Here is a 23988-nt window from a genome sequence, read left to right on the forward strand (position 1 = left end):
CCTTGAAGCGTGGTCAGTGGACGGTCGGGGATTCGCGAAGGGACTCGACGAACGCATCGAAGAGCCGCTTCTGCTTCGCTGTGATCAGGGCTGCGAACGCGCAACCGGTCTGCGTGCGCAGCCACTGGATCACTTGCCATTCGGTTTCGGTGATCGCCAGTTCCGGGGCCAGGTGAGCCGTCTCGTCTTTCATTGCTTCTCCCCTCCGAGCTGAGCGCGCAACTCGGCGCGCACGCGCTCCTGTTCGATCTTCTGGAACAGCTCGAGCACAGCAGGCACGAATTCGCCCGCCGGCAGCTGCAGCGCATCGGCCAGGGCCAGCGCAGCCTCGAGGTCGAAGCTCGGCGAGTTCATGGGTTGAGTCGAGGCCGTCCACGCCAGCGCGAGTTCGGGGATCCGCCGCTGACCGGATGCATCGGTCGCATTCCAGGCCACGCCAACCGTCGCGCGGCGGTCTTCGAGGAAGAGCGCCAGATCCTCAACAGAGGTGAACGGCTGCGTCTTCAGATCCCTCGATGCAGAGGACTTCACCATGACTGTTGGCAACAGTTGGCCGCGCTTGTCGAGCCACGCCCGGACGTCATCGACCGCGAAGTAAGCGCGGCCGCCAATCGACTTGCTCTTCAGCGGCGCCTTGGGATTGGCCGATGCGTTGCGCACGGTCTTCTCATCGACGCCCGCGAGGAGGGCGACCTGACGAAGCGGCAAAAAGCCGCCGAAGCGGGTGTCGGGCTCTTCACGTTCCGGAGGACGGATCGGGATGATCTCGTCGCAGTCCCCGTTGACGACCGCTCTCGCGACACCAAGCTCCAGCACCAGGCGAAGCAGGCGAGGCATCCCGATGCTGTCGACGACAGCCTCGTGGGCCTCGACCGATCGCAGAAACGGATACACGTCTTCGCAGACAACGGACCAGTCGAGGCCGGCCGCGTGCCGCCCCTCGAACGCAAAGTCGTAGAGAGCTTCTACCTCTCGGGTAATCCAGAGGGAAGCCAGGTCGATGCTCTCCATCGGATCAACCTGGGCAGTGACGAACGGATCGGGATAGGGACCCTCTTCGTCTTCTGGCGGTTCCAGCCCAAGCAGACGAAAGGCGCCAGAGAACGTGTACGCACGACCGACTTCCCGCGCGAAGGTGAACAGAGTGAGACGGAGTTCCTCGAGGAGTTCCGACTTGGAGAACGGGGGGATGAGAGCTGCCATTACTATCTCCGGGTTTCGCGGGACGCCCGCTTAACCCGAACTATAGGGAGATTAAAAGGGATATGCAAGTGTCCCGAATAGCCCGTGGCGCATTTAATGAGATATAATGCATGATGCCGTCGCTGAGGACACATATGCCACGAGTTGAGCTGACCGCGCGTCAACGGCGGTTCGTCGAGGAATACGGGGTGGATCGCAACGCCACGGCTGCGGCGCTACGAGCCGGATTCGCCCCTGCTTCGGCCCGAGTGACCGCCTGCCGACTGCTGAAAGCTAACAAGGCCGTCCAGGGGGCCGTAGCGGCCCAGGAGGCCCTTGCAGCGGCCGAGGTGTGCATGACCCGCCAGCGCGTCGTTCAGGGGCTCCTGGAGGCTGTGGAAATGGCTCGGGAGCGCCGGGAGCCGGGGGCGATGATCGCGGCGTGGCGGGAGTTGGGGAAGATGCTGGGGTACTACGCGCCGGACCGGGTGAAGGTGACGGCCGAGATCGATGACGCGGGCCTGATGGGCCGGCTTGAGGCGCTGTCGGACGAAGAGCTGGCCGGCATCATCGCCGGCCAGCGGGTGGTGGAGGGTGTGGAGGGTTGACCCCGTTTTTCGTGAAAGTCCCTAGGGAAACAGTATCTGTAGGACTTTGGTCAAAACGGCCGTAACCCTCCACCCCCTCCACCCCACCAATGAGGCAATCAGGGGGCCCCTCATGGCTAGCCGCCGTGCTTCGGGGCGATGCCAAAGTAGAACCGCCCCTCCCTGTTCTCGCGCCTCTCGAAGCGTTCGCGGAGCTTGCGGCCGAAGGCGGTCGAGGACATCGGCTTGAAGCCGTTCTCTTCGGCCCAACACCTGTAAGCACGGTACGCCTCGCTTGCCGGCCAGCGCGCCTTCGGATCGACCTTGCAGCACTCGCGAATCCACTCTCCCAGGACGTCCATCTCATCGCGGTAGCTCTTCACCGCATCGGTGATGACCTTCGGCGGACGCAGTCCACCGGCCTGCCAGTCGAGGCAGCCCTTGATCGCCCAATTCAGGATGCCGGGGAGCTCCGCACGCAACTTCTCCATGAGCTTCGGGTCGCGCTGCGCCTTCGGGATCTGAACAGCGAACGGGATCAGATGGAGACGACGCCAGACTCCGTCGTCCGTCCCATGGATGATGGGCTTGTGGTTGCCCGCGATGAAGAGCTTCAGCTTCGGCTTGAACTGGAAGATCTCCTCGTAGAGAAATCGGCAGGAAACGATGTCACCGCCAGTGAGATGCTTGATCGCCGACTCCGCCAGCCGAGCCCCCTCTTCGATCTCGTTTGCCGTGGTGACGCGCACCCCCTGCAGACGCGCCACGTCGCTCGAGGCGGCAGCACCGTCGCCGCCCCGCTTGGCCATCAACGACTCCGAGGACGTCTGCAGCGCGTAGTCCAAGCCGAGCAGATCGAGCAGCACGTTCAGAAAGGTGCTCTTCCCGTTCGCCCCGTGTCCGTAGAGGAAGAACAGGCACTGCTCGTCGGTGAGACCCGTGAGCGCGTAGCCCACCACCCGCTGGATGTAGCTGATCAGCGCCTTGTCGCGGCTGAAGACCGTTGCCAGGAACCCCTCGAAGACCGGGCACCTGGCCTTCGGGTCGACGTGCACGGGCGCCTGCCGCGAGATCAGGTCTTTCCGCTTCGCCTCCCTCAGCTTGCCGGTCGAAAGTTCCACAACCCCGTTCAGCACGCCGAGCAGCATGTCGTCGCTGTCCAGCGTGGAGATCGGCGCAACGAGCGCCTCTTCCGATCGCGCAAGCTCGACCATGGCTTTCAGCCTGGCCGCGTGCTGGGTCGCGAGCCCATGCCGGGCGACCCGCGTCATTGCCTCTGCGTCGGCGAGCGCGTCCGCCTCCTGGCGGATTGCTCGTGCGACCACTTTCGCACGCTCCATCACCGCCCCGGCGCCGTCGAAGCGCCAGCGCTGCCCCTCCCAGTAAAGCCAACTCGCACGCTCCGGCACGTAGCGCAGCTCGTCCTTGTAGCGCTCGCGAAAACGCGCGGAGTTTCCCGTGTCGGTCAGCGTTCCGAGCGCATCTGCGGGATCAGCCGCCGGGTAGCTGGCGATACTGCACGCGATCGCCGACACCTCGGACGCCTCGAGCGGAGGCTGGCACCGGCTCTGATTCTCGGCCTGCAAGGCGGCCTCGATCGCCCCCAGCGTCATGCCGCGACGGCGCATCGTGCCTGCAATGCTCGCGAGCGTGTTGTTGCGCGAGGACTCGACGATCCTGCGGTCGCCGTCGTTGGCCGCCGGTGCCACGCGGCGCGCCTTCTTCGGCGGAATCGGGCGGACGGCCTCGAGGCCCAAGGCCTTCACGAGCTCGGCGTACTGGCGTGCCTCGGGCGGGCACGCAGGAATGGAACCAAGATTGCTGTTCTGGGTCATGTCGATCACTCCGGACGGATCAGGCGGGTCATGAACGGTTCACCCTTCCGGTGGAAGAAGCCGGGAAGCCTCATCACGCGGGGGAGATCGCAGACCTTCGTGTCCCCGCCGAACTTCGCTGCCAACTGCTGCTGACGCAACTTGAACTCGTTCAGGGGGCATCCACTCACCAGCCAGTACGCGTGCCAGCGAGATGGGCTGGACTCGACGACGATGGAGGGTTCGTGGGGGACTACCGGCTCGATGGGCGATCCATCGAGATCGACGAAGAGCGAGCGGATTTCCGTCACGTTCGCCGTCGTGCGGCAGGTCTTTGCGCCAGGACGCACGATGCCGTCGCCCCTGTTGATCATCAAGAAGATGCCCGCGCCCTGACGGTTGAGGCTGACGAGGCGCTCGGCATGCTCATTCAGTCGCCCGTGGTGGACCTGGGCCAGGTTCCCGCGCTTGGCGGACGAGTCGTCGAAGGTCTGGAACGTGAATACTCCGTTGGGATCGAGCGCGTCCAGGAAGCGCTGTGCCATGAGCAAATCGACTTCCATCACGCCGTCCTCCAACCGAACATCAGCCGCGACACCGTCGCCCCCATGCGGTCGGTCGACATCAGGTTGTCGAAGTGGGTCGACTCGGTCCGACGGAGGATGTGGTACGTGAGCGTCATCCCGTCAGGCGAGCCGATCATGGGGAGGGCAGCGCCTTCGGATTCGATCCGGGCGCGCTGTACCACCAGCGGATCGGAACCTTCTGCTCCGAGGGCGAGAGCCCCTCCAAGGTCCGGCGCCGCGAAGCAGGTGGCTCGGATCCGCTCGTCGGTGAGCTGACCGTGGGAGTAGCTCACTTCGCACCTCCGTTCCGATCCACCCAGGCGAAGAACGCCTGCTCGTCGATCAGCACGCGCCGTCCGATGCGGCGAACGACCTGATCGAAGCCATTGGATTTCGCGTTGAAGATCAGGTGGCGCAAGCCACCGATGGGCGGCCACGGATGGTGATTCGGCCAATCGTTTGCGGGGATGTGCCGCGTGCTGCCTTGGGGGGCTTTCATGACGATCTGCTCCGGTAACTCGGGCGCGATGTGCGTCCGATGTTGTTACTGTCCGGAGGGAAAAAAGGGAAAAAAATGCCGGCGGTACTGCCGACTCCTGAGCGGTTCTGGACACCTTCCAGCGGTATCAGAATCGATTGAAGTTTCCACGTCTCGGGCACGGTTCAACCGCTCCGGAACGGCTAGCGACAACGGCTGCCCGAGCTCTCTGGAGTTTCCCCGTGATCTGCCGCCTGATTGCCTCAGCCGTCATGCCGTGCCCACACTTGAGGCTGCTCAGGTGCTCGATGATCGTCGCCAGATTGATACTCACTCCGGTGCGCGCCATCTCGAACATGTATTTATTGGCGGCCTCGATCAGATCCTGATTCCGGACGGTCGTCGTTCTCGGCCGGCCACGCGCGGATTTCGTCTCGCTTGTCGCCTGGAATTCCTGCGGAAGTACTGTCCAGACGGAGGCAGGCTGGCCACGAAGGGCACCGATCCTGGCCTTCGGTGCCTGCTCATAGTCGCTTTCCTCCTCGCGCGGCCGGATGAGATCTGGCAGGTCAACGCCACAGGCCTCGCACCAACTGCGGAGTTCGTCGCGCGTCGGGCTCGGCGGCATGCGCCCCTGCTTGACGTCGTAGCGAAACCGCTCCACGGCAGCGCGGTTTTCACTCAGGCACGTCTGTGCGTGATCCCATCCCGGCGACCGCGGAGGGTGTCCTTGCAGGATGTCGATCACCTGGTCGTACGTGTAGATGCGAATGTGCCGTGCATCTTCCAGGTACTGGTCTCGACGCTCGACAGACCACGACGTCCAGATCGAGCTCCACTGGGGATCTTGTAGTTCGCCCAAGCTTCCGTAGGGGTCGTCACTCATTTGCGATACGCCCAAAGATCCGCTCGTTCATCGAAGCCACCACCGCCTCCGTATGGCTGCTGGACAAATGGCTGTAGCGCTGAACCATGGCAAGGGTCTTGTGTCCGAGAACCGCCGCGATCTCGATGGTCGATGCGCCGTTCATCGCAAGGTAGGACGCCGCGGTATGTCGAAGATCGTGAAATTTGAAGTCATGGACCTTGGCCACCTCGAGCGCACGCCTCCAGTGGTTGTCGAGTGCGAAAGGCTTCGATACGTCGTCGCCAAAGAATAGGAGGTCGGAATCGATCCGGCGGACCTTCGCGAGGTCGGCGATCAGCGCAAGCGCCACCCCACTTAGCGGAACCGCCCGCGAGCTGCCATTCTTGGTCTGATGGAGCAAGATTCGCCCGGCTTTCAGGTCGACCTGAGGCCAACGCAGGGTGAGGATCTCCCCGCGACGCATGCCCGTGGAGATCGCAAGAACGACAACAGCGTAGAGCCACTGTTGCGACGACACCTTGCAGGCGTTGAGAAGCCGCTGGCGCTCATCCTCTGACAAGAATCGCTCCCGCCCTCGAGGCTCCCTGGGCTTGCTGACCTTGCGCATCGGGGAATCGTCGAGCCACTGCCACTCCCTGACCGCGATGGTCAACGCGTGCGAAAGCGCGGCCATGTAGCGGGCCACTGTGGCCGGTGACATCGGCCGCTTGCGCCGTGTCGACGTGGCGAGCAGCGCGCTGCGGCACTCGACGATGACTGCGGGCGTCACGTCGGCAAGCGTGAGCGGGCCGATCCTCGCGCCCCACCACCGCAGGTTGCGTCGGGTGTTCTTGGCATTCTTCGGTTCGCAGGCGAGCACCTCGCGCTCGTAGCGATCGATCAGCTCTGCGACCGTGTGCCGCTTTGCCTCGGCGGTCTTGAAGTAGCGCCCGTCCCGAATTGAAGCCTCGGTCGACTGCGCCCAGCGCTTGGCGTCGGTCAGGCGAACAAACGTGGCTGTGGCAGACGGATGTCCCTTGAGTCGGACCCTTGCGCGGTAAGTACAGATGCCATCGCCAGCACGGCGCTTCTCGATGGTAGCCATCAGCGATCCCTTTGGAAAAGGCTTCGACCGGAGCGGCTGCCTGCGGATTCGACGGAACAACCCCTGCAGGTCAGCAGTTGTTGCTCCGCCGACGGCGGTCACACCATCGGTTTCATCGCTGTGCTACTCGTACTACGGGCGGAAGCTTACCGCCCCCTTGCCATGGCCGGCAACGGTCGGCTGTCGTGGGCAACGGCGGGTGGTCAACTGTCCCACCAGTGTCCCACCGGGGGAATTGTTGAGTACCCACTACCGCCGAAACCCGCGCCAATACTGGTGGGCCCCCCGGGAGTCGAACCCGGCACCAACGGATTATGAGTCCGCTGCTCTAACCGTCATGAGCTAGAGGCCCGAATTAAATCAACCACTTAGAACTGCGCACTGGGCGCATAGACAGTATGGATTCTATGCGCTCCTGGCAGAAACGGCCCCACGGTCAGGCAGCAGGTCCCCGTCGAGATCGCGCCCAAACTTCTCGTTTGCCCAGCGCTCCATTTTGGCGATCGTCCGGAGGACGCCTTTTGATGGGCCGCGCTTCACCGGGCGGCGGTTGGCTACCTGAACTTGCTGCGTTGCCCATCGGCAATTCTCTGGAGAGTACCCGCCGTTCACGTCGATACGATCGAGCGACATCCCTTCCGGCGGTTCCCCCATGTCGGCGACGAAGTTCTCGAAGTCATGCCAGCGCGCGCAGACTCTTATTCCGCGTCCGCCGTAGTGCCTATAAGACACGACGTTCGGGTTGTAGCACCGCGACATCATCCCGGACCAGCGCCTATAGAGCACAGGGTTCTCCTTCGCTCCTGGACGTTCCCTACGGTACGGCAAGCGAAGATCATTTGCGGCAAAGAATTCAGCGAGGCGGCCGGCGTCGGTCAGTCCGTACTTCTCGATGATCGCGCGAACGGCGTGCTTGTCTGCGTCGTCAATGTCCATGTTGAATGATAGCTCAGGGAGTGCGGGGCCAGCATCGGCGCGGCTCGCCGGACTGCCGTATCACTCGCGTATCACTGCTGGCGCTTTGACCGCCCAGTCACGCCGAGAACGGCTCGATCAACATGAGCAGCGCGGGCACGGTGCCTTGGCCTGGGCCATAATCGCTGTCGAAATTCACAGGTAAAGCGAAGCATGAAAGTTGCAGGACTGTTCGCCGGCATCGGTGGGTTCGAGCTGGGCCTGTCGAAGGCGGGACATCAAACGGAGGTGCTTTGCGAGATCCTGCCGACAGCTCAGGCCGTGCTTCGCGCGAGGTTCCACGGCGCCGAGTTGGTCGACGATGTCGTCGCCTACGACCGTCTGCCGGCCGCGATCGACTTGATCACCGCGGGCTTCCCTTGTCAGGATCTGAGCCAGGCCGGCCGGACTGCCGGGTTGGCCGGGCATCGAAGCGGCTTGATTGGCGAGGTGTTCCGTCTGATCGAAGACAGAAAGGCGCGCCGCCGTCCAGTGCCATGGGTCATCGTCGAGAACGTGCCGTTCATGCTCCAGCTCGGGCGCGGTGGCGCGATGCGCGCAATCGTGGACGAGTTCGAGCGCCTCGGCTATCGATGGGCGTACCGGGTGGTCGACAGCTATTCTTTCGGCCTGCCGCAGCGCCGCGAGCGGGTCCAGCACGCAATCTTTGAATGGCGATCGGACCGGGGGTGGTACTGCCACCGGTTGCCGTACTCGAAGCCCTTCCCGGATCCGTCCGTAACGATCGACAACGACCGGGCCAATATTCCGAGCCCTCGACTTGCTGTAGCAGGCAAGCTTCCCTCCAGTAACACGGCGCCTTCATGCAGCGGATCAGGCGCGAGGATACCGCGCTGCAGGCGGCCTGGATCGGCTAGCTGTTGCCGCGCCGGTTCAGGATTCGCCCGACTTCGCCCGCTCTACTCCACCGTCTCTGCCCGCTTGGCCTCCCCCACTTGGCGGCTGAGCACCGCCATCACCCCGCCGATGCGCTCGTTGATTTCCGCGACCTCGTTGCGGTATCCCGGCTCGGCGCGCTCCGAGACCGCACGGCGCTGCTCACGCAGCCGGCGGATCTGCTGCTCGGCCGCGTTGCCGGCGCCGATCAGTCGGGCCAGCGGCTCCTCGCGCAGCACCTCCTGCACGTCCTGGCCGGCCTTGGCTCGGCCGCGCAGTTCGTTCTCGATCTCGTTGATCTCGCGCACGTTTTCGTAGAAGCGCTCGGACTGCGCCGACGGGCCGCGGGTGTTGCCGTAGATCCGGCCGACCAGGGGGATTTTGTAGGCCGGCAGCTCCTCGCCGGTGATCGGCGCTACGATCGTCTGGTTGAGCTTCAGGATCTCGCGGCCCAGGCCTCCGGTCAGCTGCCCGAACACGTAGTCGATCTGGTCCGGCGTCCAGCTGATGGCGCCCGGCCGGTATTCGGTGCCACCGGTGGCCATGTTCAGCAGCTCCGCGATCACCCGAGACGGCGTCGAGGCGGTGTCCTTGGCCCGCTGCGGCCCCGGGGTCGGGTCCAGGCTGTTGTAGTCCGGACGGTAGATCGGCCTGCCGGTCCAGTCCCGGTTCTGCGTCAGCGCGGCCACCGGGTCGATGACGGTTGGCGCCGCCATCTGCAGCAGATCCTGCGACGAGCCGAGCGGGTTGAACGCCTCGGCCAGGGTCATCAGCAGCTTGCCGACCATCTTGCCCGGGGTCTTGTCCGGGTCGCCCAGCATCATCTCGACCGCAGTGCGGCCGATGTTGGGCAGGACGTGGAAGCCCAGCGGCATCGGGATGGTGACGTAGTCCTGGCGGCCGACCGGGATGATGATCGAGCGCTCCTTGATGAACTCGGGGATCTTCTCCCACTCGTCCTCGTCGCCGCCGCCCATGACCGCCATGCCCAGCAGCGTGTTGATCGCCCCGAGCATCACGCCGCCAAGCATGATCTTCTTGCCGGCCGGCCCGAGCAGCGTCTGGAACATCCGGGTGTTGCCCTGGATCGCCGCGTTGAAGAACGCGTAGAAGGCGCCCGCCTCGCGGGTCTGCCGGCCCTTGCGGTTGAAGTTGACCGTCAGGTTCTTGGCCAAGCTGGCCGCCCGCGGCCGGCTCATGCCCATGTCCAGCGCCTCTTTGTAGGCCGCCAGGCGGACCGCGTTCTCCATCGTCTCGTTGTAGGCCGACAGCCAATCCAGCACGGCATGCGCTGCCTTGCTGGCCTGCCCACGATCCAGCGCGCCGAGCTCGCGCTGCAGCTTCTTGGCCCGATCGTTGGCATCCACGAACAGGTCGCGGTAGCCGGTCGTGCCGCCGTCGTCCTGCATCTGCTGCCACAGGCGCGCCCACTGCGCGTTGGCCGGCGCCTTGCCGCGGGTGTCGCGGTAGATCGCCCGCATCGCCGCGAATGTGCCATGGGCGACCTGGCGCTCCTTGCCGGCCAGCGGTGTGGTCGACAGGTTCAGCACGCCGGCGCCCAGGTCGCGCGCGAAGTTGATCAGGCCGAAGATGGGGTTGTACTGGGTGTTGACCGAGGCGAACCAGCGGGTGCCCTTGGCCACCATGCCTACCAGGAAGTGCAGGTCGCCCACGTCCAGGTTGCGCAGCGCCTCTGCCAGGCGCATCGCCTGCGGGTTGCGCTCGTTGAAGACGATCGCGGCGTCCTTGCCGCCGATGCGCACCATCAGCACGTTCGGCTTCTGCTTGTACAGCGGGTCGACCATCGTCACCACGGTGCCGGTGGCTTCGTCCACGCGCCGGATCTTGGGCGGCTTGTCCACCTGCCACAGGCTCGGGTCCGGGTTCTGCGCGGCCAGCAGGTACAGCTGCTTGCCCACCCGCGCCTTCTCCCCGCGCGTGAGCGCCGCCTCGCGCTGCATCACCACGTGGCTCAGGATGTTCGTGACCTGCTCGGTCGAGCCGGTGCGTCGCTTGGCCGCATCGCCCTTGCTCAAGTACCCCTGGCCGATCGGGTGCGCCCCGCTGTCGGCGTGGGCCTCGTCGCGGTGCAGCGGCACGTAGAACTGGTACGTGGCCCGCCAGGCGTCCAGGCTGGCCCTGTCCATCAGGCCGTAGCTCTGCAGGGCATCCAGCGTCTTGCCGTTGATCGCGTCGACCCGGGCGGCCAGCGACTCCAGCACCTGGCGCCGGCCGGGCGGCAGCCCGTCCATCAGCGCCTGCGCTTCGTCGTCCGACATGCCGGACAGAGCGTTGCGCTCGGCCTCGGTGCCGCGGAATGCCTGCACGCGGCCCCAGACGCGCTGCTGCTCGCGCGCGGTGTCCAGCGCCTGCTCGATGGCCTTGGTGGCCGTGCCGCGTGCCGTGGCGCGCTGCAGGTCGAGCTCCAGCTGCCGGACGTCGGCGGCCAGCTGGGCGCGCCTGGCGTCGATCATCTCCTGGTTCGGGTTGCGCTCGGCCAGCACGCGGTTGGCCTCCGGCGCGTGGCGCGCATGCAGGAAGCGCTCGAAGTCCTGGATGCCCGTGCCGGTGGCGCGCAGCTCGGCCAGCAGGGGCTTGACCTCGTCGTTCAGGAAGTCCTGCGTGCGCTTGGCCAGACGCTTGTGGTACAGCTCCTCTCCCAGGTAGGCGTCGTTCAGATCGTTGACCGTGCCGCCCAGCGCGGCGATGTGGTCGCGGATCCGCTTGAGGTCGATGAACTTGTCCTGCAGCTCGTAGATCAGCTTGTCGAGCGCCTCGGGGCTGGTCAGCTCCATCGCGCGCGCCTTCAGGCGTTGCCAGCGATTGGCCGGCGGCGTGGACGGCGGCGGGGTGTCGCCCAGGGTGGAGCGGGAGAACATGGCGTTGCCATCTTCCCTGCCGGGCGCCATACTATCTCGGCTTCCCGCTCCCGCAGTGCCGCCTCTATTCGTAGAGTCACCGCGCGTAGCCCGACCCAGTGATGGGACGGTGTCACCGGGGGCCACGGGCCCAGCTCCCATTCCGTCGCGGGAGAGCGAAGCGGCGGTTTGCGTAGGCGCAGCGGTGGCATACCCCGCCGGGCGCGCATCTGGCCCAATCTCGAATGCCGTGACGACCCACGCGTTTGCACCGTGGGTCTTCACCAAAGCCACTCGATAGCCGTCGTGCTCGAACGTGGCAGAAACTGAACGGCCAACCTGGCGTCGTTTGGTCTCACCGCCAGCGGCGATCGCTCGGACCATCTCGCTGAGCACGCCGATCGCCTCTTTCTCGGTCAACCCGTCTTTGCGCATGCGAGCTTCGACGATGTGAGAGAGGCCCTTTGCGCCCTTGGTGCGGCCGTCCGACTTGACCGTACCCTCGTCTCCCCAGACGAAGTCCACCCAGCCAAGTCCGTTTCTGAACATGGCTCGATGCACGGTGGTCCTGCCCATGACCGCCTGCGCAAGCGCCTTCAGCCCGCGATCCATGTTGGCCGTCGCGCTCTTCATTGCCGAGCGGGAGAACGCCATACCATCGCCGCGCCGCAGCACCAGCATCTGGTCCGGCGTGTACCCTTCGAGCCCGCGCACGCTCAGCACCTCGATGGCCTGCTCGTCCATCTCCGCGGCCACGAACACGCGATCGCCCGCAGCAAGCGCCCGCTGCGCTTCCTCCCTGGACCCCGCGGGCAGGCCGAACTCCTCGAGCAGCGCCTCGGTATCCTCGTCGATCTCGGCGTGCACCTGCTCGCCGCGCGACATCGACACCTCGCCGGCCGCCGGCCTGGCACCGCCACGCTGCACCCACTGGCGCGCCGGCAGGATGAAGCTGCGGATGATCTCGTCGTCCGTCATGCGCAGGTCCAGCCCCAGTCCGCGCAGCCAGGTGCGGATCGCCGCCACCGCGCGGCGCACGAAGCCCAGCTGCGGGTTGGTCTGCGCCATGACGGACAGCACCTCCTCGGCCGCCACGCGCCGGCCCGCCGTGGTGTCGGGCAGCCCGTACTCCTGCCGTTTGGCCATCACCTCCGTGCGGCGCACCAGGCCGATCTGATCGAGTATCCCGGCCAGGCGGTCACCGAACAGGCCGCGCAGGCCGTAGTGGCCCAGCGCTTCATGCGACAGCACCCGGACGACGTCGGCGGGCGTGGCGAGCTGGCCAGCCACCAGGTAGACCTTGCCGCCGTAGAAGAACCCTTCCGGCTCGCCGGTGGCGCCGCGCGAGCGCTGCTCGGCGTCCGCGTCGCGGACCGCCTGGGGAATCTTCTGGTCGGCCATGTCGGCAACGACAACGACCTCGGGGCCGTTCGCCCAGGCCTTGCGCACCGCGGCGGCGATGCTGGTGGCTGCCTCCACGGAAAGGCCCGGGCCGGCGCCGCGGCTCATCGCAGCGCGACGGTAGCCAGCGAGGTTCTTCTCGGTTAGAATCTTCCTCGTTCCCGGCTTGTTCTGCGTGGTACTGGGCAATTGGAGCCCAGCCTGCGCCAGGATGGTCGGGAATTTCTTTTGGTCCACGTACCGCGCCAGTCCGTCGCGCATCCACCGACCGAACGGCGGCTTCCCGCCGTCCTTGTCATAGGCGTTCACGAGAATGTGGACGCGCAGATCAGCCGCTCCGACGTCAACGTTCGGCTCGACGATCACGATGACAGGTGCCCCGCCGACCGTCTCCGGTGCGATGAACGTCAGCCGCCTGGAGACGGTATCGGATTCGAACACCGCGGCCGGATCTTCAATCCACTGCGGGATCTTCTTCCAGGCCTCGGCGGTCATGCGCGGATGATTATCTCGCCCGTCCAGAACCTTGCTCTCGGCGAGGTGCACGGGGCCGCCGCCAAGCCCGAGCATGTCTAGCATGTCCGAGCGATCGAGCACCTTCGCTCCAACTCGGGCCGCTTTCTCCCCGGCGAACAGCGCGTCGATCCTCGCCTCGTAGGCCTTGCGCGTTTCCTCGGAGCGACTGAACATCGCCACGCCGGTGTCGGTCTCGCGGGTCTGGATCGTGGCGAACAGGGCATCGAACGCGGCATTGATCTCCTTACGTTCCGCGCCGGCCGGGAACGGGCGCTTCCAGCCCCACGGCGTCGGCACGACCACGTTCTCCGGCCCGTAGGTCAGGAAGTCGCTCTCGCCGCCCTGCTCCGCGATCTTGTCCAAGACGTAGGACTGGAAAGCACGCGCCGCCATCTCGTGCGGCGTCGACCAGTAGTCCGACGCACGGCCCTGGTCGATGCTCTTGGCCGCCATCGCGTACTCGGTCGGCACCTTGCGGGACTTCACCTCGGCGGACTGCGCGTCAGCCAGCATCTTCAAGCGCTGGCTGTAGTTGCCCATCTCCTGCCGCAGTCGGTCGAGCACGCCTGACTGGTTGGTGGAATCGAACCCACCCCGGCCGCGCACGTCCTTGAGTATCGCGCTGATGCGCTCGAGCGCGTCGTTCGACCAGCGCATCGAACCGAGTGTCTTGCGGGTCGTCGCCGACCTCACCGGGACCAGCGTGGTCTCCAGCATCTCGCCGTCGACGATCTTGCGGGAGATCTCATCGAACGCGGCCAGTTGCTCGGCACTTGCCGGAGCGTTCTTGCGCTTCCAGTAGCGCGGGTCTTTTTGCTCGGCAAGGTCCTGGCGGATGGAGACCAGTCGCGTCTGCACATCCTTGCGGGCGTTGGCAACGAACCTGTCGGCCCTCTGCGTGTCCTCGACGAACTGCTCGGCCTTGCGGTACATCGTCTCGATGACTGCCTTGTAGGCGTCGCGCACCTCTTGGCGGACCGCCGACTTGTAGCCGAAGCCGTGACTCGCCATCGCCTGCTCGGTGCCCTGCGTCGGAAACACGTCGTCGCCGCGCTTGTTCTTCACGCGCGCGGACTTCGCCTTGCCATCCTGCCGAGCGAAGTAGTGATCGACGGCATGAAGCCACTCGTGGGCCAGCGACCCGGCGCCGTGCATCTTCGTGAGGTTGATGACGGCATAGTCGGGCTCGTAGTGCGCTCGGGCGCCGGAGAGACCGTTGCCGCGCGCGCCGAACGCGAGCGCCAGCTCGCCGTCCAGGCCGATTGCCTTGGGCGGGATGCCGAGCACTTCGGCCAGGTCCATCAGACCGTCATAGGCGTGGTTCATCACCTCCTGGCGCTCGGCCTGGTTGTTCCAGTTGCCGAACTCCACGCCCCGGAACCCGAATGCCCTCTGGAAGTCCTCACCGACGGAATCGGCCGTGCGCCGAGGGGGGCCCTTCCGCATGACCGTCTCTGGCGTCGGCAGGATTTCCTCGCCGAAGCTCGTCTTGGTCTCGATGATCTCGACCGCGTGCTCGATCATGTATCGCAGCGCGTCCTCGCGCGTGACGAACTGCTGATCGACCACCTTCACCCGCTTGCGGTCGGTGACGTCGCGGACGATCTCGTAGACCGTCGACTCACCCTGCTTGGTGCTGGCCGGCACGGCGCGATGGTTGCGAGCCACCTCGGCGAGCGGGATCGCGGCTTCGGCTTCTTCCTTCGTCGCGTAGCTGTCGCGGCCGACCTGCTTGGCCTGGCCCAGCCGGTCCTTCACGCGCTCGTCGTGGATCGTCCAGCGGCCGACCTCGGACAGCCGGCTGCTCGCCGCGATCTGGCTCACCGAGTAGCGCTTGCGCCAGCCCGGTCGGTCGTCGGCCTGCTTGGTGCCCCGAGGGCCGGTCGGCGTCGACGTGTCCTTGCGTGCGCCGCCGATCTTCGACCCGAAGTCGGAAATGGGCGTGGCCTGCTTCCCCGCCGCGGCCTCGGCCTTCGGCGCTTCATCGGCCGGCGCGCGCTCCTCCGGCCCCTTCGTCAACGCCCGCTGATCCGGCGCCGTCGAGTGCCAGCGCGCATCGCGCGGCCCGCCGTCAGCAACCCACGCGTCACCGTCCTTGCGGACCGCCTCGACCTTCACGGACCACTTGCCGTCCTCGCCGGGGCGGAACTCCAGAACGCGATCGAATCCGCCGCCGTAGCTCGGGACGATGTTGCCGGGGGCGAAGTAGTCGGCGATGCGCTGGTCGGTGGCAGCGGGCTTGGTGCGCTTGGGCTTCGCGGCAGCGGCGGGCGCCACGGCGTCCAGTGCGGCCTCGAATTCCTCGATGGTCGATTCGCCGTTCTCGTAGGCCATGACTGCGGCATCGGCAGCGGTGCCGATTTCCTCGGCGCGCGCGAACGCTCGCTCCTGTCGCTGAGTCTCAGGGTCAGCCGCCTGGCGCTCCGCAAGCCTCCGTATGGCGCTCGGCCGCTGGGCCTCCGGCAGCCGACGCAATTCGAATCCGCCGACCGTCTCGCGGGCTTCGTGCGTGTCCGACAGATCGTGATCGCGCATGAACCGCTCGGCAGTGGCGCGAGACGCGAACGCCTTGCCGTTGGCCTGCCGGACGACGGGGTCGCCTTGCAGGCGCCGATTCTCCGCGTCGCGCTCCTGAGCCATCACCCATGCGTTGTAGTCCTGCGGCAGCCCGGACGCAGGAGCGCCGCCGGCTTCGACGAACTTCACGTAGGCCGCAGCCTGGTCGTCCATCGGCAAGGTGCTGAACGCATCGGCAGACCGGGCACCGGCAGCACGGTACAGGGCGGCGCTTGCGCCGTTGTCGGCAATCTGTTTGCGCACCTGCGTCGGATAGGTCCGGTAGTCGCGCTCAAGCTGCGTGGGATCGACCGGCGCAGCGGCTTCGGTGGCCGGCGCCTCAGCAAGCTCCATCTGCCCACGCGCCGCAGCCTGATCAGCCGGGCGGTCGGACCCCGACAGGACGAAGTCATCCGCCGGTGGAGCGGAGGCGCGCCGGTCCTGCTCGGCCTGCTGGTCTGCTTGTGTCTGCTCGAGTTCCGCGTCGCGCTGCGCGAGCTCGTCGAGCGTGTAGGACGTCAGCCCGAAGGCGTCGTCTTGCCCGTCCGCGGGTCGGTCGCTTCGTTCGCCTTGAGGTTGGCCCGTGTTGCCTGCAGGTTCGCGCTGGCCTGGGGCGTCACCTTGCCCTGCAGCGCCTGCTTCATCCACGCCTGCCCGGCCGGCGTTCTGAACAGCGTCCGCGCCGCCTTCTCGTCTTTGTCCACCGAAGACCTCCTCGATCACCTGGCCGCGCGTGCGCCGCGGCACCTCGCCGAACATGTCGGCCGATTCCTTCGTCGCCTCACTGTACGCCAGGTCGGCCAGCGAACGCAGCGCCTCGGCCATCCGCTTCGCGGAGCGCGCGTTGGCCGCGAGCGTCTCCGCGATCGGCCGCACCTCGGGCGCCAGGGTGATGTCCGGCGTCTGCGCGAACTTCGCCAGGCTGACCCCGTTGCGCGCGGCGTTCACCGCCATGTTGGCCGCGTCGATCACCAGGGACCGGACGTCCAGGTCGCCCATGCCCTCGAGCCTCGCCATCGCGCCGGCGGCCTGCGCCATCGCCGACAGCACGTTACGCGCGTCCGGGTCGGTCGCCTGTGCGTAGAGCTCCACCAGCCGCTCGTCGCCGTAGGCCTTGGCGAAGGTAGCCGCCATCAGCCGGTCGATCGCCTGCCGGCCCGCCGCGCCGTCGCGGGTCATCAACTCGGACCGCTCGGCTTCGGGCATGCCCGCCACGAAGGCCTTGACCGCCGCCGGGGTCGGGTCGCCCGCCTCGGTGAAATCGAGCGCCTCCAGGTTCACCCGCGCCATGTCGGTGCGGGCCTGCTCGACCGGGTTAAGCCGCGCCGCGCCGGAGACGTTGGACCGATCCCCGATGTCCGGTGTCACGTCGTCCGCGCGCATGATGCGCACCAGCACCGGGTTCGACATGGCGTCGATGACCGCCGGGTCAATGCCGTGCAGCGCCGTGTCGGCGGCGATGCCCTGGGCGTAGCCGGCAGCGGTGCCGCGTCGAAACGCCTCCTGCAGCCCGGCCATCCGTCCGTTGCCGGCCACCGCGCGGATCAGGCCCGGCGTGTCGCTGTCCTCGTACAGGTCGTTGGGCGTGCCGTCGGCGGCGTTCGATGCCACCACCTCGTCGGCCTCGATGACCGCGTACTGGATCGCGTACTGCCGGCCCTGCGAATCGGTGATGGTGTCCTCTCGCCCAAGCTGCGCATCGACCAGGCGGGCCTCGTCGAAGTTGGAGAACACCACCGGCGCACCGGAGCCGAAGTCGCGCGAGAACGACAGGCGCCGCGGGTCCGGGTTGGCCGCGATCGACTGCATCTGCGTGACCGAAGCCACGCCGGAGCGATCGCGGTTCTGCAGGACTACTGGACGGGCGCCCCCTCCGTCTCCAGCCGGAGCAGCCAGACCTTGCGGTGCGGCGTCTCCACCTTCGGGTCGCGGAAGTCCAGTGTCGCCAGCAACGCCACCTCCTCCGGCGAAAGCACGCCCTGCCTGATCGCCTGCTCCACCAGGTCGGCCGTCACTTGGTTGAACTGCGGTTCCCAGGTCCGCTCTCGGTACACCCCCGACTCCAGTGCCAGCATCCCCTGCCCCTTGCTTGGGTCCAACATCCCTGCGCGCCACTTCGAGGCGGTCGCGCAGCATCCCGGCCACCGCGTCCGCGTTGGCCGCCGTTTCCTCGTCGCCGGCCTCGCGCGTCAGCGCGCGCCACTTCTGGTCTGAATCAATGACGAGGGGGTTGCGCAGCGAAACGTCCCGCGCCTCGACGTTCGGGCCGAACTTCGACGCGGTCTTCTCGTCGAGAGCGTAGTAGGCGGCGTCGCCCAGGATCGGCGTGCTGCCGCCGTTGTAGACGCTGCCCTTGTCTTTGCGGCCCGATCCGCGGAACACACGGCGGGCGTACGCCGGCGATACTCCCGATTCGCCCGAGGCCGGCGCCTCTCCCACCGGGGCTTCGGCTCCAGTGGGCGTGCTGCCAGCTTGCGGGCCCTGAGCCGGCGCCTGCAGGAACAGCGGCTCCACGCGCGCACCGCTGTTGGCCGGCGCCTTGTCCTGGTCGATGACGAAGCGCTGCGCCGCCTTCGTGTCCGGCGTCCCGCCGACGATCGGCTGCAGGGTCAGGATACCGCTGCGCCGGTTCTGCACTCGCCAGGGGTTGCCCTGCCCGTCGTAGACCGTCGAGCCAAGGGGCAGCTTCGCCTCGCGGGTGATCGGCGCAGGCTGCACCGCCGGCGCACCTGTCACCTCTGCTGGGGCGCTCGCCACCTCGGTTGTGGCCTCTGGCACCGCAGGTGCGGTCGCCTGCACCGCAGGTGCGGTATCCGGCACCGCAGGTGCGGCAGGTGCTACTGCGGCACGCTCTGCGTCACGTCCAGGTGGTACAGCCTCGCCACCCGTGCCAGCGGCAGGACCGGATCCGACCACGCCGGGCTCGGGTCGACCATCAACTCCCACTCCAGCGCCCATGCCTGCTGCATCGTCAGCAGCCCCGCTTCCATCGGCTCCTGGATCCATGGGTGGAACTGCGCCATCTCCGCCATCGGCATCCTCCTGGTCGAACTGCGCCAGCAGCGCATCGAACTCCGCGCGCTCCGGCTCGGACAGACCGCGAACCTGGGACAGCAGATCCAACTCGACCAGCCGCGCCTCGGGCGTCGCCGCCGTGCCGACCGTCACGCCGAGGCCGTCGGCCAAGCGCTGCGGCTCGCCCAGGTTCTCGCGCAGGAACGTGCGCTCGCGGCGCTCTTCGAGGTTCAGGTACTGCGGCTGCTCGCCGGGGACCACCAGCGAGGCGCCGTCCGGGCCGACTACGGTCTGCTCGGGCGTGCCGTTGGCCTTGCGCTCCAGCGCATCCAGGCGGGCCTGCGCGGTGGCCTGCACGGTCTCGGCCGATAGCGTGGGGCGGGCCGAGGGTTGGTCGGCGACTGGGGTGGCGGCAGGCTCGGCGGCCGGATCTGGGCCTTCGGCGGGCGGCTGCCGGCGGCTGCCGGCGTAGTCCAGCGCGCCTCCGATGGCGCCACCGGGCGCAGACAGCGTGCCCTCCAGCGTTGCTGATCCGACGACGCCGCGAAATGCCGGGGTCTCGAAGCCGGCTCGGTCGGTGGCGACGTTGGTGGCGTATCTCTCCTGGCCGCCCTGCGTTGCCTCCAGCGGCGCTTCCTTGACGACGCCCTTGGCCACGGACCCGACAGCGCTGCGGGCCACCGCCTGCTCGGCGGCTTTGCGGCCGAGGATCTGCGCCACTGAGCGCTCGAAGCCGGTTGCACTGGCCGCTGCGCCGAGAGCTGCGCCGCCTGCAATCAGACCGGGGTTCTCGGTGTAGCGCTGAGCGCGCTCGGCCACCGCCTGCGCCTCGTCTTGCGCAAGCCCCTCCTGCAGGGCGCGATCGCGCACCCCTTCGTAGATCGAGGACTTGACGACGCCCGCGCCCTGCGTTGCGCCAAGCGTTCCCATAGCCGCAAGACGAGCGCCCCAAGACGCCTCGCGCACGCCCGGGATCATGGACGCTGCGATCACCGGCGCCCCGGTGGCCAGCGCACCAAGGCTCATGCGAACAGGCGCGACGCCAGCGGCTCGCAGCGCCTGCCCGGCCTGCTCGAGGCCACCCTTGTCTTCGGCCTCGCGCATGATCTGCGAGACCTGGCGGTCTTCATACTGAGCAAGCGGGCTCTGCAGCCCCTTGACGGCGTCGTCTGCGGCGCCAAGGCCGCGAGAGACGACGTTGTCCGCGCCGGCCGCGTCCGAGATGAACTTGATGCCCTTGATGCCGCCGCTGACGACCTCGAGTGCTACGTCAGCCGCGCCACGCAGAGCGCTACGCTCGGGCCTGTCCGGGGCCGGCGCCGCGACGCCGAACTCTTCGAACAAGTCTCGGCCGCCTTGCTTGGCAGCCGGAGCCATCACAATGCCAGCTTCCTCGAACAGATCGCGCGCCATAGACACCCTCGCAAAGTCCGATCGAGGGTGCCATGCTTGCCACGCGGATCACGGGAGGTTCAGCCGGCGCCTGACCTCCGCTTCGGTGATGCCGTACTTCTTGGCGGTCGCGGCGATGTCTTCCGCCGTGATGTTGTCGGGCCTCTTCGGCGCAGCCCCAATTCGCCCGGTGATCGATCCGTCGTCATTGCGCCGCTGGCCGGCCGCTGGAATCGGGGGCTGAGCCGGCGGGTTCTGCGCTGCCGCTGCAGCTCTGCCGGCCGGCGTTTGCTGGCTCGGCGCGCTAGCCGCGCCAGGTGCGGTGATCCGCAGCGGCGCCGTCGGCTTGCCACTTGCGCCGACCTTCGTGATCGTGATGTTGCCGCTCTTGTCAGTCTGAACCACGGTGCCGCCGGCGCCGAACTGATCCGGCTTGTAGTCGGCCTTGCTGCCACCTTCTTGAACGGCAGCAAGCACGCCGTTGCGCACCGCGTTCAGCTCTGCCTCTGACGCGCCAGGGTTGCGCTCCTTGAAGAGCGCCACGGCAGCGTTTGCCTTCTCTTCATTCTCCTTGCGCGCTCGATCACGCTCAGAACGAGCGTCCGACGCAGCCGACCCGGCCCGCTTGTCCGCGTTCTCGGCCCGCCGATCCTGGTTCTCGCGCAGGCTGTTCTGGAATTCGTTCTGGCTCCAGTTGTAGACGGCCATCGGATCCTTGAACGTCGACAGCGCTGCGGTCAGCTGCCCGGTGTCCTTGATGACGGTGTCCGGCACCGGCCGGCCGTCAGCCGTCATGCGCCGGATCGTGATGGAGCCGGTCCTCTGGTCCGGCACCACATCGGTCACCCGCATGCCGTCGGGGACGTAGGCGTTGTAGAAGTCGCGCACCTTGGAGAAGTCGCCAGCGTTGAGCGCGGCCACCGTCTGGCCTAGCGCCTCGTTACGCTGCGCCGTCTCCAGCTGGATCTTGGCGAACGACTGCGCCTGGTAGTCCTTGATCGCCTGCCCAGCTTCGTCCGACTTGCCAGCCGCCAACAGGCGCGCAGCACGCATCTGACTGCCGTAGAGGTAGTCGTCCACCGTCATGGGGCGCTGTGTGCCATCCTTCTGCACCAGGCGCTGCTCCATGGCTTTTCCGATCTCGGCGTCGATTCCGCGCATCTGCTGGTCGTCGGCCTCCTTCTGTGCCGCGGTGCGCTCCTCGCGCTCGTTGCGCGACCTTTCCCAGGCGAACCGCTGGTCATCACGCTCGTCGCGCTCCAACTGCCGACGCATCTGCAGCCCAGCCACCGGATCGCGCGCGCCCAGGATGTCGGCAACCGACCGCATCCGCGCAGCGTTGACCTGAGACTCGTTCATCGTCCCGGCAGTGCGCTTGCCCAGGAAGTCGGTCACCGGCTGCATCGGGATGAAGCTCGCCTCGCCGCCGGCCTTTGGCGTCACGGTGTAGCCCCGGCGCGCCTCGTCGTAGCCGATGTCGCTCTGCCCGGACTCGCCGGCCTGGCGCAGCTGGTCCATGTGCTCCGTGGTGAACCCCTGCAAATCCTCTGGCTTCTCGGCGAACACCTTGCCCAGATCGCTGCGCAGCTTGCCCTTCTCGTAGGTGTCCAGCAGGTCGCTGGCGATGCGCTGCCCAGCAGCGAAATTGCGAGCGAAACTCATGCCGGCTCTCCTTGCACCTCGGCCATCTCGATGCCGAGCATCGCGTAGTCGACGCTAGCAAAGCCCAGATCGTCGTACACCACCGCCGCCGGGAAGCGCGACTCCACCTCGTCGGCCATCACGCCACGGAAGCGCCGCTGCGGCGCCCCGACGTAGGCGAACTCGTACAGGTTCAGACCGGTGCGCTCGTCCTTCCCGACTAGGGCAATGTTCGCTTTGAGGCGACGGTCGGACGGCTTGCCGAGCCACGCTGCGCCTAGTTGTGCGCCAGCACCAAGCAGGGACGCAAATGGGTCACTCTCAGCGGCGAGCCTGTCCTGGCCGAGCTTGTACTGCGCCTGCGCACCGTACATGTTCGTGGCGTTGGAGCCCATTTGGCCGGCAACGCCTGCAGCCTGGCCAAACCCGGCGTTCATCCCGGCCAGCCCGCTGTTGGCGAGGTTCAGGCCCATGCCGCCGTAGCCCGCGCCGGCGCCCGTGGCCTGCATGCTCATCGAGGGGTAGCCCGCCAGCGCGTTGGTCGCACGGTCGGTGAGCGCGAAGCCCTCCTGGCGCGCGGCGGTGCGCGCCGTGTTGGCCGCACCCGCCCGGGCCAGCGCCTCGTCGGTCATTGAGCGCGTCGACATCGCAGCGAAAGCCCCGCTGGCGGGATTCACGCCGCGCCTGGCAAGGTCGCGCGCCTGCGCTTCTCGAGCCACGCCGAACGCCTGCGAGACGTCGGCAGTCGCCTGCCCGGCCAACTGGTCGCGCCGGTCCTCGGTGTTGAAGCTGCGCGCGTCCTCGGTCAAGCGGTCCTGAAGCCCGCTCAGAACGCCACGGCGGGCCAGGGTGTAGTCCCGGTCCGCCTGCGCCTGAGTGTAGGCCGTGCGCGCCGCGTCAAGACCGAACTGCATCTGCTCACGCTGCAGCGGCATCATCTCCTCGGACGTGGCGACGATGCGCTGGATGACGTCGTCCTGGACGCCCATCGAGCGGATCTGCGCCTCGACCAGGCGCGGGTCGGGCGCCGGGGTGCTGCTGCCCTTGCTGCCCTCGTAGGTCAGGCGTTGGCCGAAGCGACCCGGGCGGCCGGCAAAGGCGCGCTCTGGCAGAAGATCGAACTCAGTGCTGTGGAACCTGGACATACCTGCAATCCTCCCGGCGCATCACGTAGATGATGACGTCGCCTCCGTCGGGCGCCGCACCGCGCAGCCGCGCCTCTTCCTTGAAACCCAGGTGCTCGTCAAAGCCGCGGGCCTGCCAGTTGCTCTCGTTCACGTAGCCGCTGATCCGCTCGACGCCGCACACCAGGAACGGATAGGCAAAGCACGCCCGCAGGTACTCGCGCCGCATCCACCGGGCACCAGGCACCGCCGCCACGTGCATCCAGACGTTGTGCGGGTTGAACCCTTCGTACAGCACGCCGGCGACCAGCTGCCCGCGCTCCTCCCATCCGATGGCCTGCATGTCGTCGCAGCGATGCAGGCCCGGAATCCGGCCCTTCATGAAGGCGTGCACCGCATCGAGGTCGTAGACCAGCATGGCAACCAGCGTGCCATGCTTGCCACGCGCCTCACCCGCACAGGTAGATGCAGGCGATCAGTCGGGCCATGCCACGGCCTCGACAGCTTGGTGATCGGCGGCCGCGTGGATCTGCGCGCGCAGCTCCCGGGCCGTTGCGTGCTGCGCGGCAACGTGAGCGCCGAGAGCCACTCCGACAGCGAGCATGTCCACGGCCGATAGGCTACGCACGGTGTTGTCGGCAAGGGTCCAGTCGATCTGAAACCCAGGGTCCAGTTGCGCGAGCTGTGCAGCACCCATGATGCGAGACTGGCTCATCGCGTCCGAGTCGAAGATCGAGCCATCCCAAGTGAACCCGCCGAACTCCTTGGCGTCTCGGGTAGCACGTACTTCGGCCCACTTCTGAGCCTTCATCTCGCCCAGGGTGCGCGCATCCACCCACGCCCGCCGCTCCCAGTCGTAGGTGGCGTGCCTGGATGGGCGCAGATCCGAAGCCAGCTCGAGCTGACCATCGACGAGGCGGAAGGGTATGCCGGCGTCCATGCAGTCGAACACCGCATGGACCAGCTCGTCCGGGATGACGTTGGCCCCCGGTACCGGCGCGTCGCTGCGGATGACCGTCCGGTCGCCGCCGTTCTGGATGAGGTAGTAGTCCATG

The 23988-nt window shown here is 67.0% G+C and carries 15 protein-coding genes, 1 tRNA gene and 1 pseudogene; 2 read left to right on the forward strand and 15 right to left on the reverse strand.

All coding sequences use genetic code 11. The annotated features are described in order from the left end of the window. Window positions 1-13: 13 nt before the first annotated feature. Window positions 14-193: a hypothetical protein gene (locus HNQ70_RS06570; RefSeq protein ID WP_183965575.1), complete on the reverse strand. Its 180-nt coding sequence runs from the start codon at window positions 191-193 to the stop codon at window positions 14-16. Beyond that, window positions 190-1203, reverse strand: a complete 1014-nt coding sequence (locus tag HNQ70_RS06575; protein WP_183965577.1) for a helix-turn-helix transcriptional regulator — start codon at window positions 1201-1203, stop codon at window positions 190-192. Before HNQ70_RS06575 ends, HNQ70_RS06570 begins: the two co-directional genes overlap by 4 nt. 110 nt (window positions 1204-1313) lie before the next feature. Between HNQ70_RS06575 and HNQ70_RS06580 the strand changes: the two genes are divergently transcribed. Further along, window positions 1314-1790 carry a terminase small subunit gene (locus HNQ70_RS06580; protein WP_183965579.1) on the forward strand — a complete coding sequence of 159 codons (477 nt, stop codon included), beginning with the start codon at window positions 1314-1316 and terminating at the stop codon, window positions 1788-1790. A 116-nt stretch (window positions 1791-1906) separates the two neighbouring features. On the opposite strand, the gene HNQ70_RS06585 is transcribed toward HNQ70_RS06580, so the two are convergent. The 8 genes from HNQ70_RS06585 to HNQ70_RS06620 all read right to left on the reverse strand — a co-directional run bounded on the left by HNQ70_RS06585 (window position 1907) and on the right by HNQ70_RS06620 (window position 7515). Beyond that, window positions 1907-3604: a phage/plasmid primase, P4 family gene (locus tag HNQ70_RS06585; RefSeq protein WP_183965581.1), complete on the reverse strand. Its 1698-nt coding sequence runs from the start codon at window positions 3602-3604 to the stop codon at window positions 1907-1909. 5 nt (window positions 3605-3609) lie between these two features. Next, window positions 3610-4146 (reverse strand): DNA-primase RepB domain-containing protein, encoded by a 537-nt coding sequence (locus HNQ70_RS06590; protein WP_183965583.1) that lies wholly within the window; start codon window positions 4144-4146, stop codon window positions 3610-3612. Beyond that, window positions 4146-4442 (reverse strand): hypothetical protein, encoded by a 297-nt coding sequence (locus tag HNQ70_RS06595; protein WP_183965585.1) that lies wholly within the window; start codon window positions 4440-4442, stop codon window positions 4146-4148. The genes HNQ70_RS06590 and HNQ70_RS06595 overlap by 1 nt, the downstream gene beginning before the upstream one ends. Continuing rightward, the gene (locus HNQ70_RS06600; RefSeq protein ID WP_183965587.1) at window positions 4439-4648 is read right to left on the reverse strand and encodes a hypothetical protein; all 210 of its coding nucleotides are present in this window, start codon (window positions 4646-4648) and stop codon (window positions 4439-4441) included. Before HNQ70_RS06600 ends, HNQ70_RS06595 begins: the two co-directional genes overlap by 4 nt. A gap of 127 nt (window positions 4649-4775) precedes the next feature. Further along, a complete protein-coding gene (locus HNQ70_RS06605) occupies window positions 4776-5513 on the reverse strand; it encodes a hypothetical protein (protein ID WP_183965589.1) in 738 nt (245 codons plus the stop codon). Beyond that, window positions 5506-6579 carry a tyrosine-type recombinase/integrase gene (locus tag HNQ70_RS06610; protein ID WP_183965591.1) on the reverse strand — a complete coding sequence of 358 codons (1074 nt, stop codon included), beginning with the start codon at window positions 6577-6579 and terminating at the stop codon, window positions 5506-5508. The genes HNQ70_RS06605 and HNQ70_RS06610 overlap by 8 nt, the downstream gene beginning before the upstream one ends. A 274-nt stretch (window positions 6580-6853) precedes the next feature. Further along, window positions 6854-6931 (reverse strand) — tRNA-Ile (locus tag HNQ70_RS06615). Window positions 6932-6984: 53 nt separating this feature from the next. Continuing rightward, a complete protein-coding gene (locus HNQ70_RS06620; RefSeq protein WP_183965593.1) occupies window positions 6985-7515 on the reverse strand; it encodes a hypothetical protein in 531 nt (176 codons plus the stop codon). 192 nt (window positions 7516-7707) lie between these two features. Here HNQ70_RS06620 and HNQ70_RS20615 point away from each other — a divergent pair. Beyond that, window positions 7708-8130, forward strand: a pseudogene (locus HNQ70_RS20615) (DNA cytosine methyltransferase); the annotation flags it as partial. 323 nt (window positions 8131-8453) lie between these two features. Here the strand turns inward: HNQ70_RS20615 and HNQ70_RS06630 are convergent. From HNQ70_RS06630 to HNQ70_RS06650, 5 genes are all read right to left on the reverse strand, one after another. Continuing rightward, complete coding sequence (locus tag HNQ70_RS06630; protein ID WP_183965595.1) at window positions 8454-20120, reverse strand: LPD38 domain-containing protein; 11667 nt, start codon at window positions 20118-20120, stop codon at window positions 8454-8456. A 117-nt stretch (window positions 20121-20237) separates the two neighbouring features. Next, window positions 20238-21734 carry a hypothetical protein gene (locus HNQ70_RS06635; RefSeq protein ID WP_183965596.1) on the reverse strand — a complete coding sequence of 499 codons (1497 nt, stop codon included), beginning with the start codon at window positions 21732-21734 and terminating at the stop codon, window positions 20238-20240. 92 nt (window positions 21735-21826) lie between these two features. Continuing rightward, window positions 21827-22954 carry a tail fiber domain-containing protein gene (locus HNQ70_RS06640; protein ID WP_183965598.1) on the reverse strand — a complete coding sequence of 376 codons (1128 nt, stop codon included), beginning with the start codon at window positions 22952-22954 and terminating at the stop codon, window positions 21827-21829. Continuing rightward, complete coding sequence (locus HNQ70_RS06645) at window positions 22932-23351, reverse strand: GNAT family N-acetyltransferase (RefSeq protein WP_183965600.1); 420 nt, start codon at window positions 23349-23351, stop codon at window positions 22932-22934. Before HNQ70_RS06645 ends, HNQ70_RS06640 begins: the two co-directional genes overlap by 23 nt. 57 nt (window positions 23352-23408) lie before the next feature. After that, window positions 23409-23987 (reverse strand): DUF4376 domain-containing protein, encoded by a 579-nt coding sequence (locus tag HNQ70_RS06650; RefSeq protein WP_183965602.1) that lies wholly within the window; start codon window positions 23985-23987, stop codon window positions 23409-23411. Window position 23988 lies beyond the last annotated feature (1 nt).

Origin of the sequence: Quisquiliibacterium transsilvanicum (assembly GCF_014202215.1) — a bacterium.
Classification (GTDB): Bacteria; Pseudomonadota; Gammaproteobacteria; order Burkholderiales; family Burkholderiaceae_E; genus Quisquiliibacterium; species Quisquiliibacterium transsilvanicum.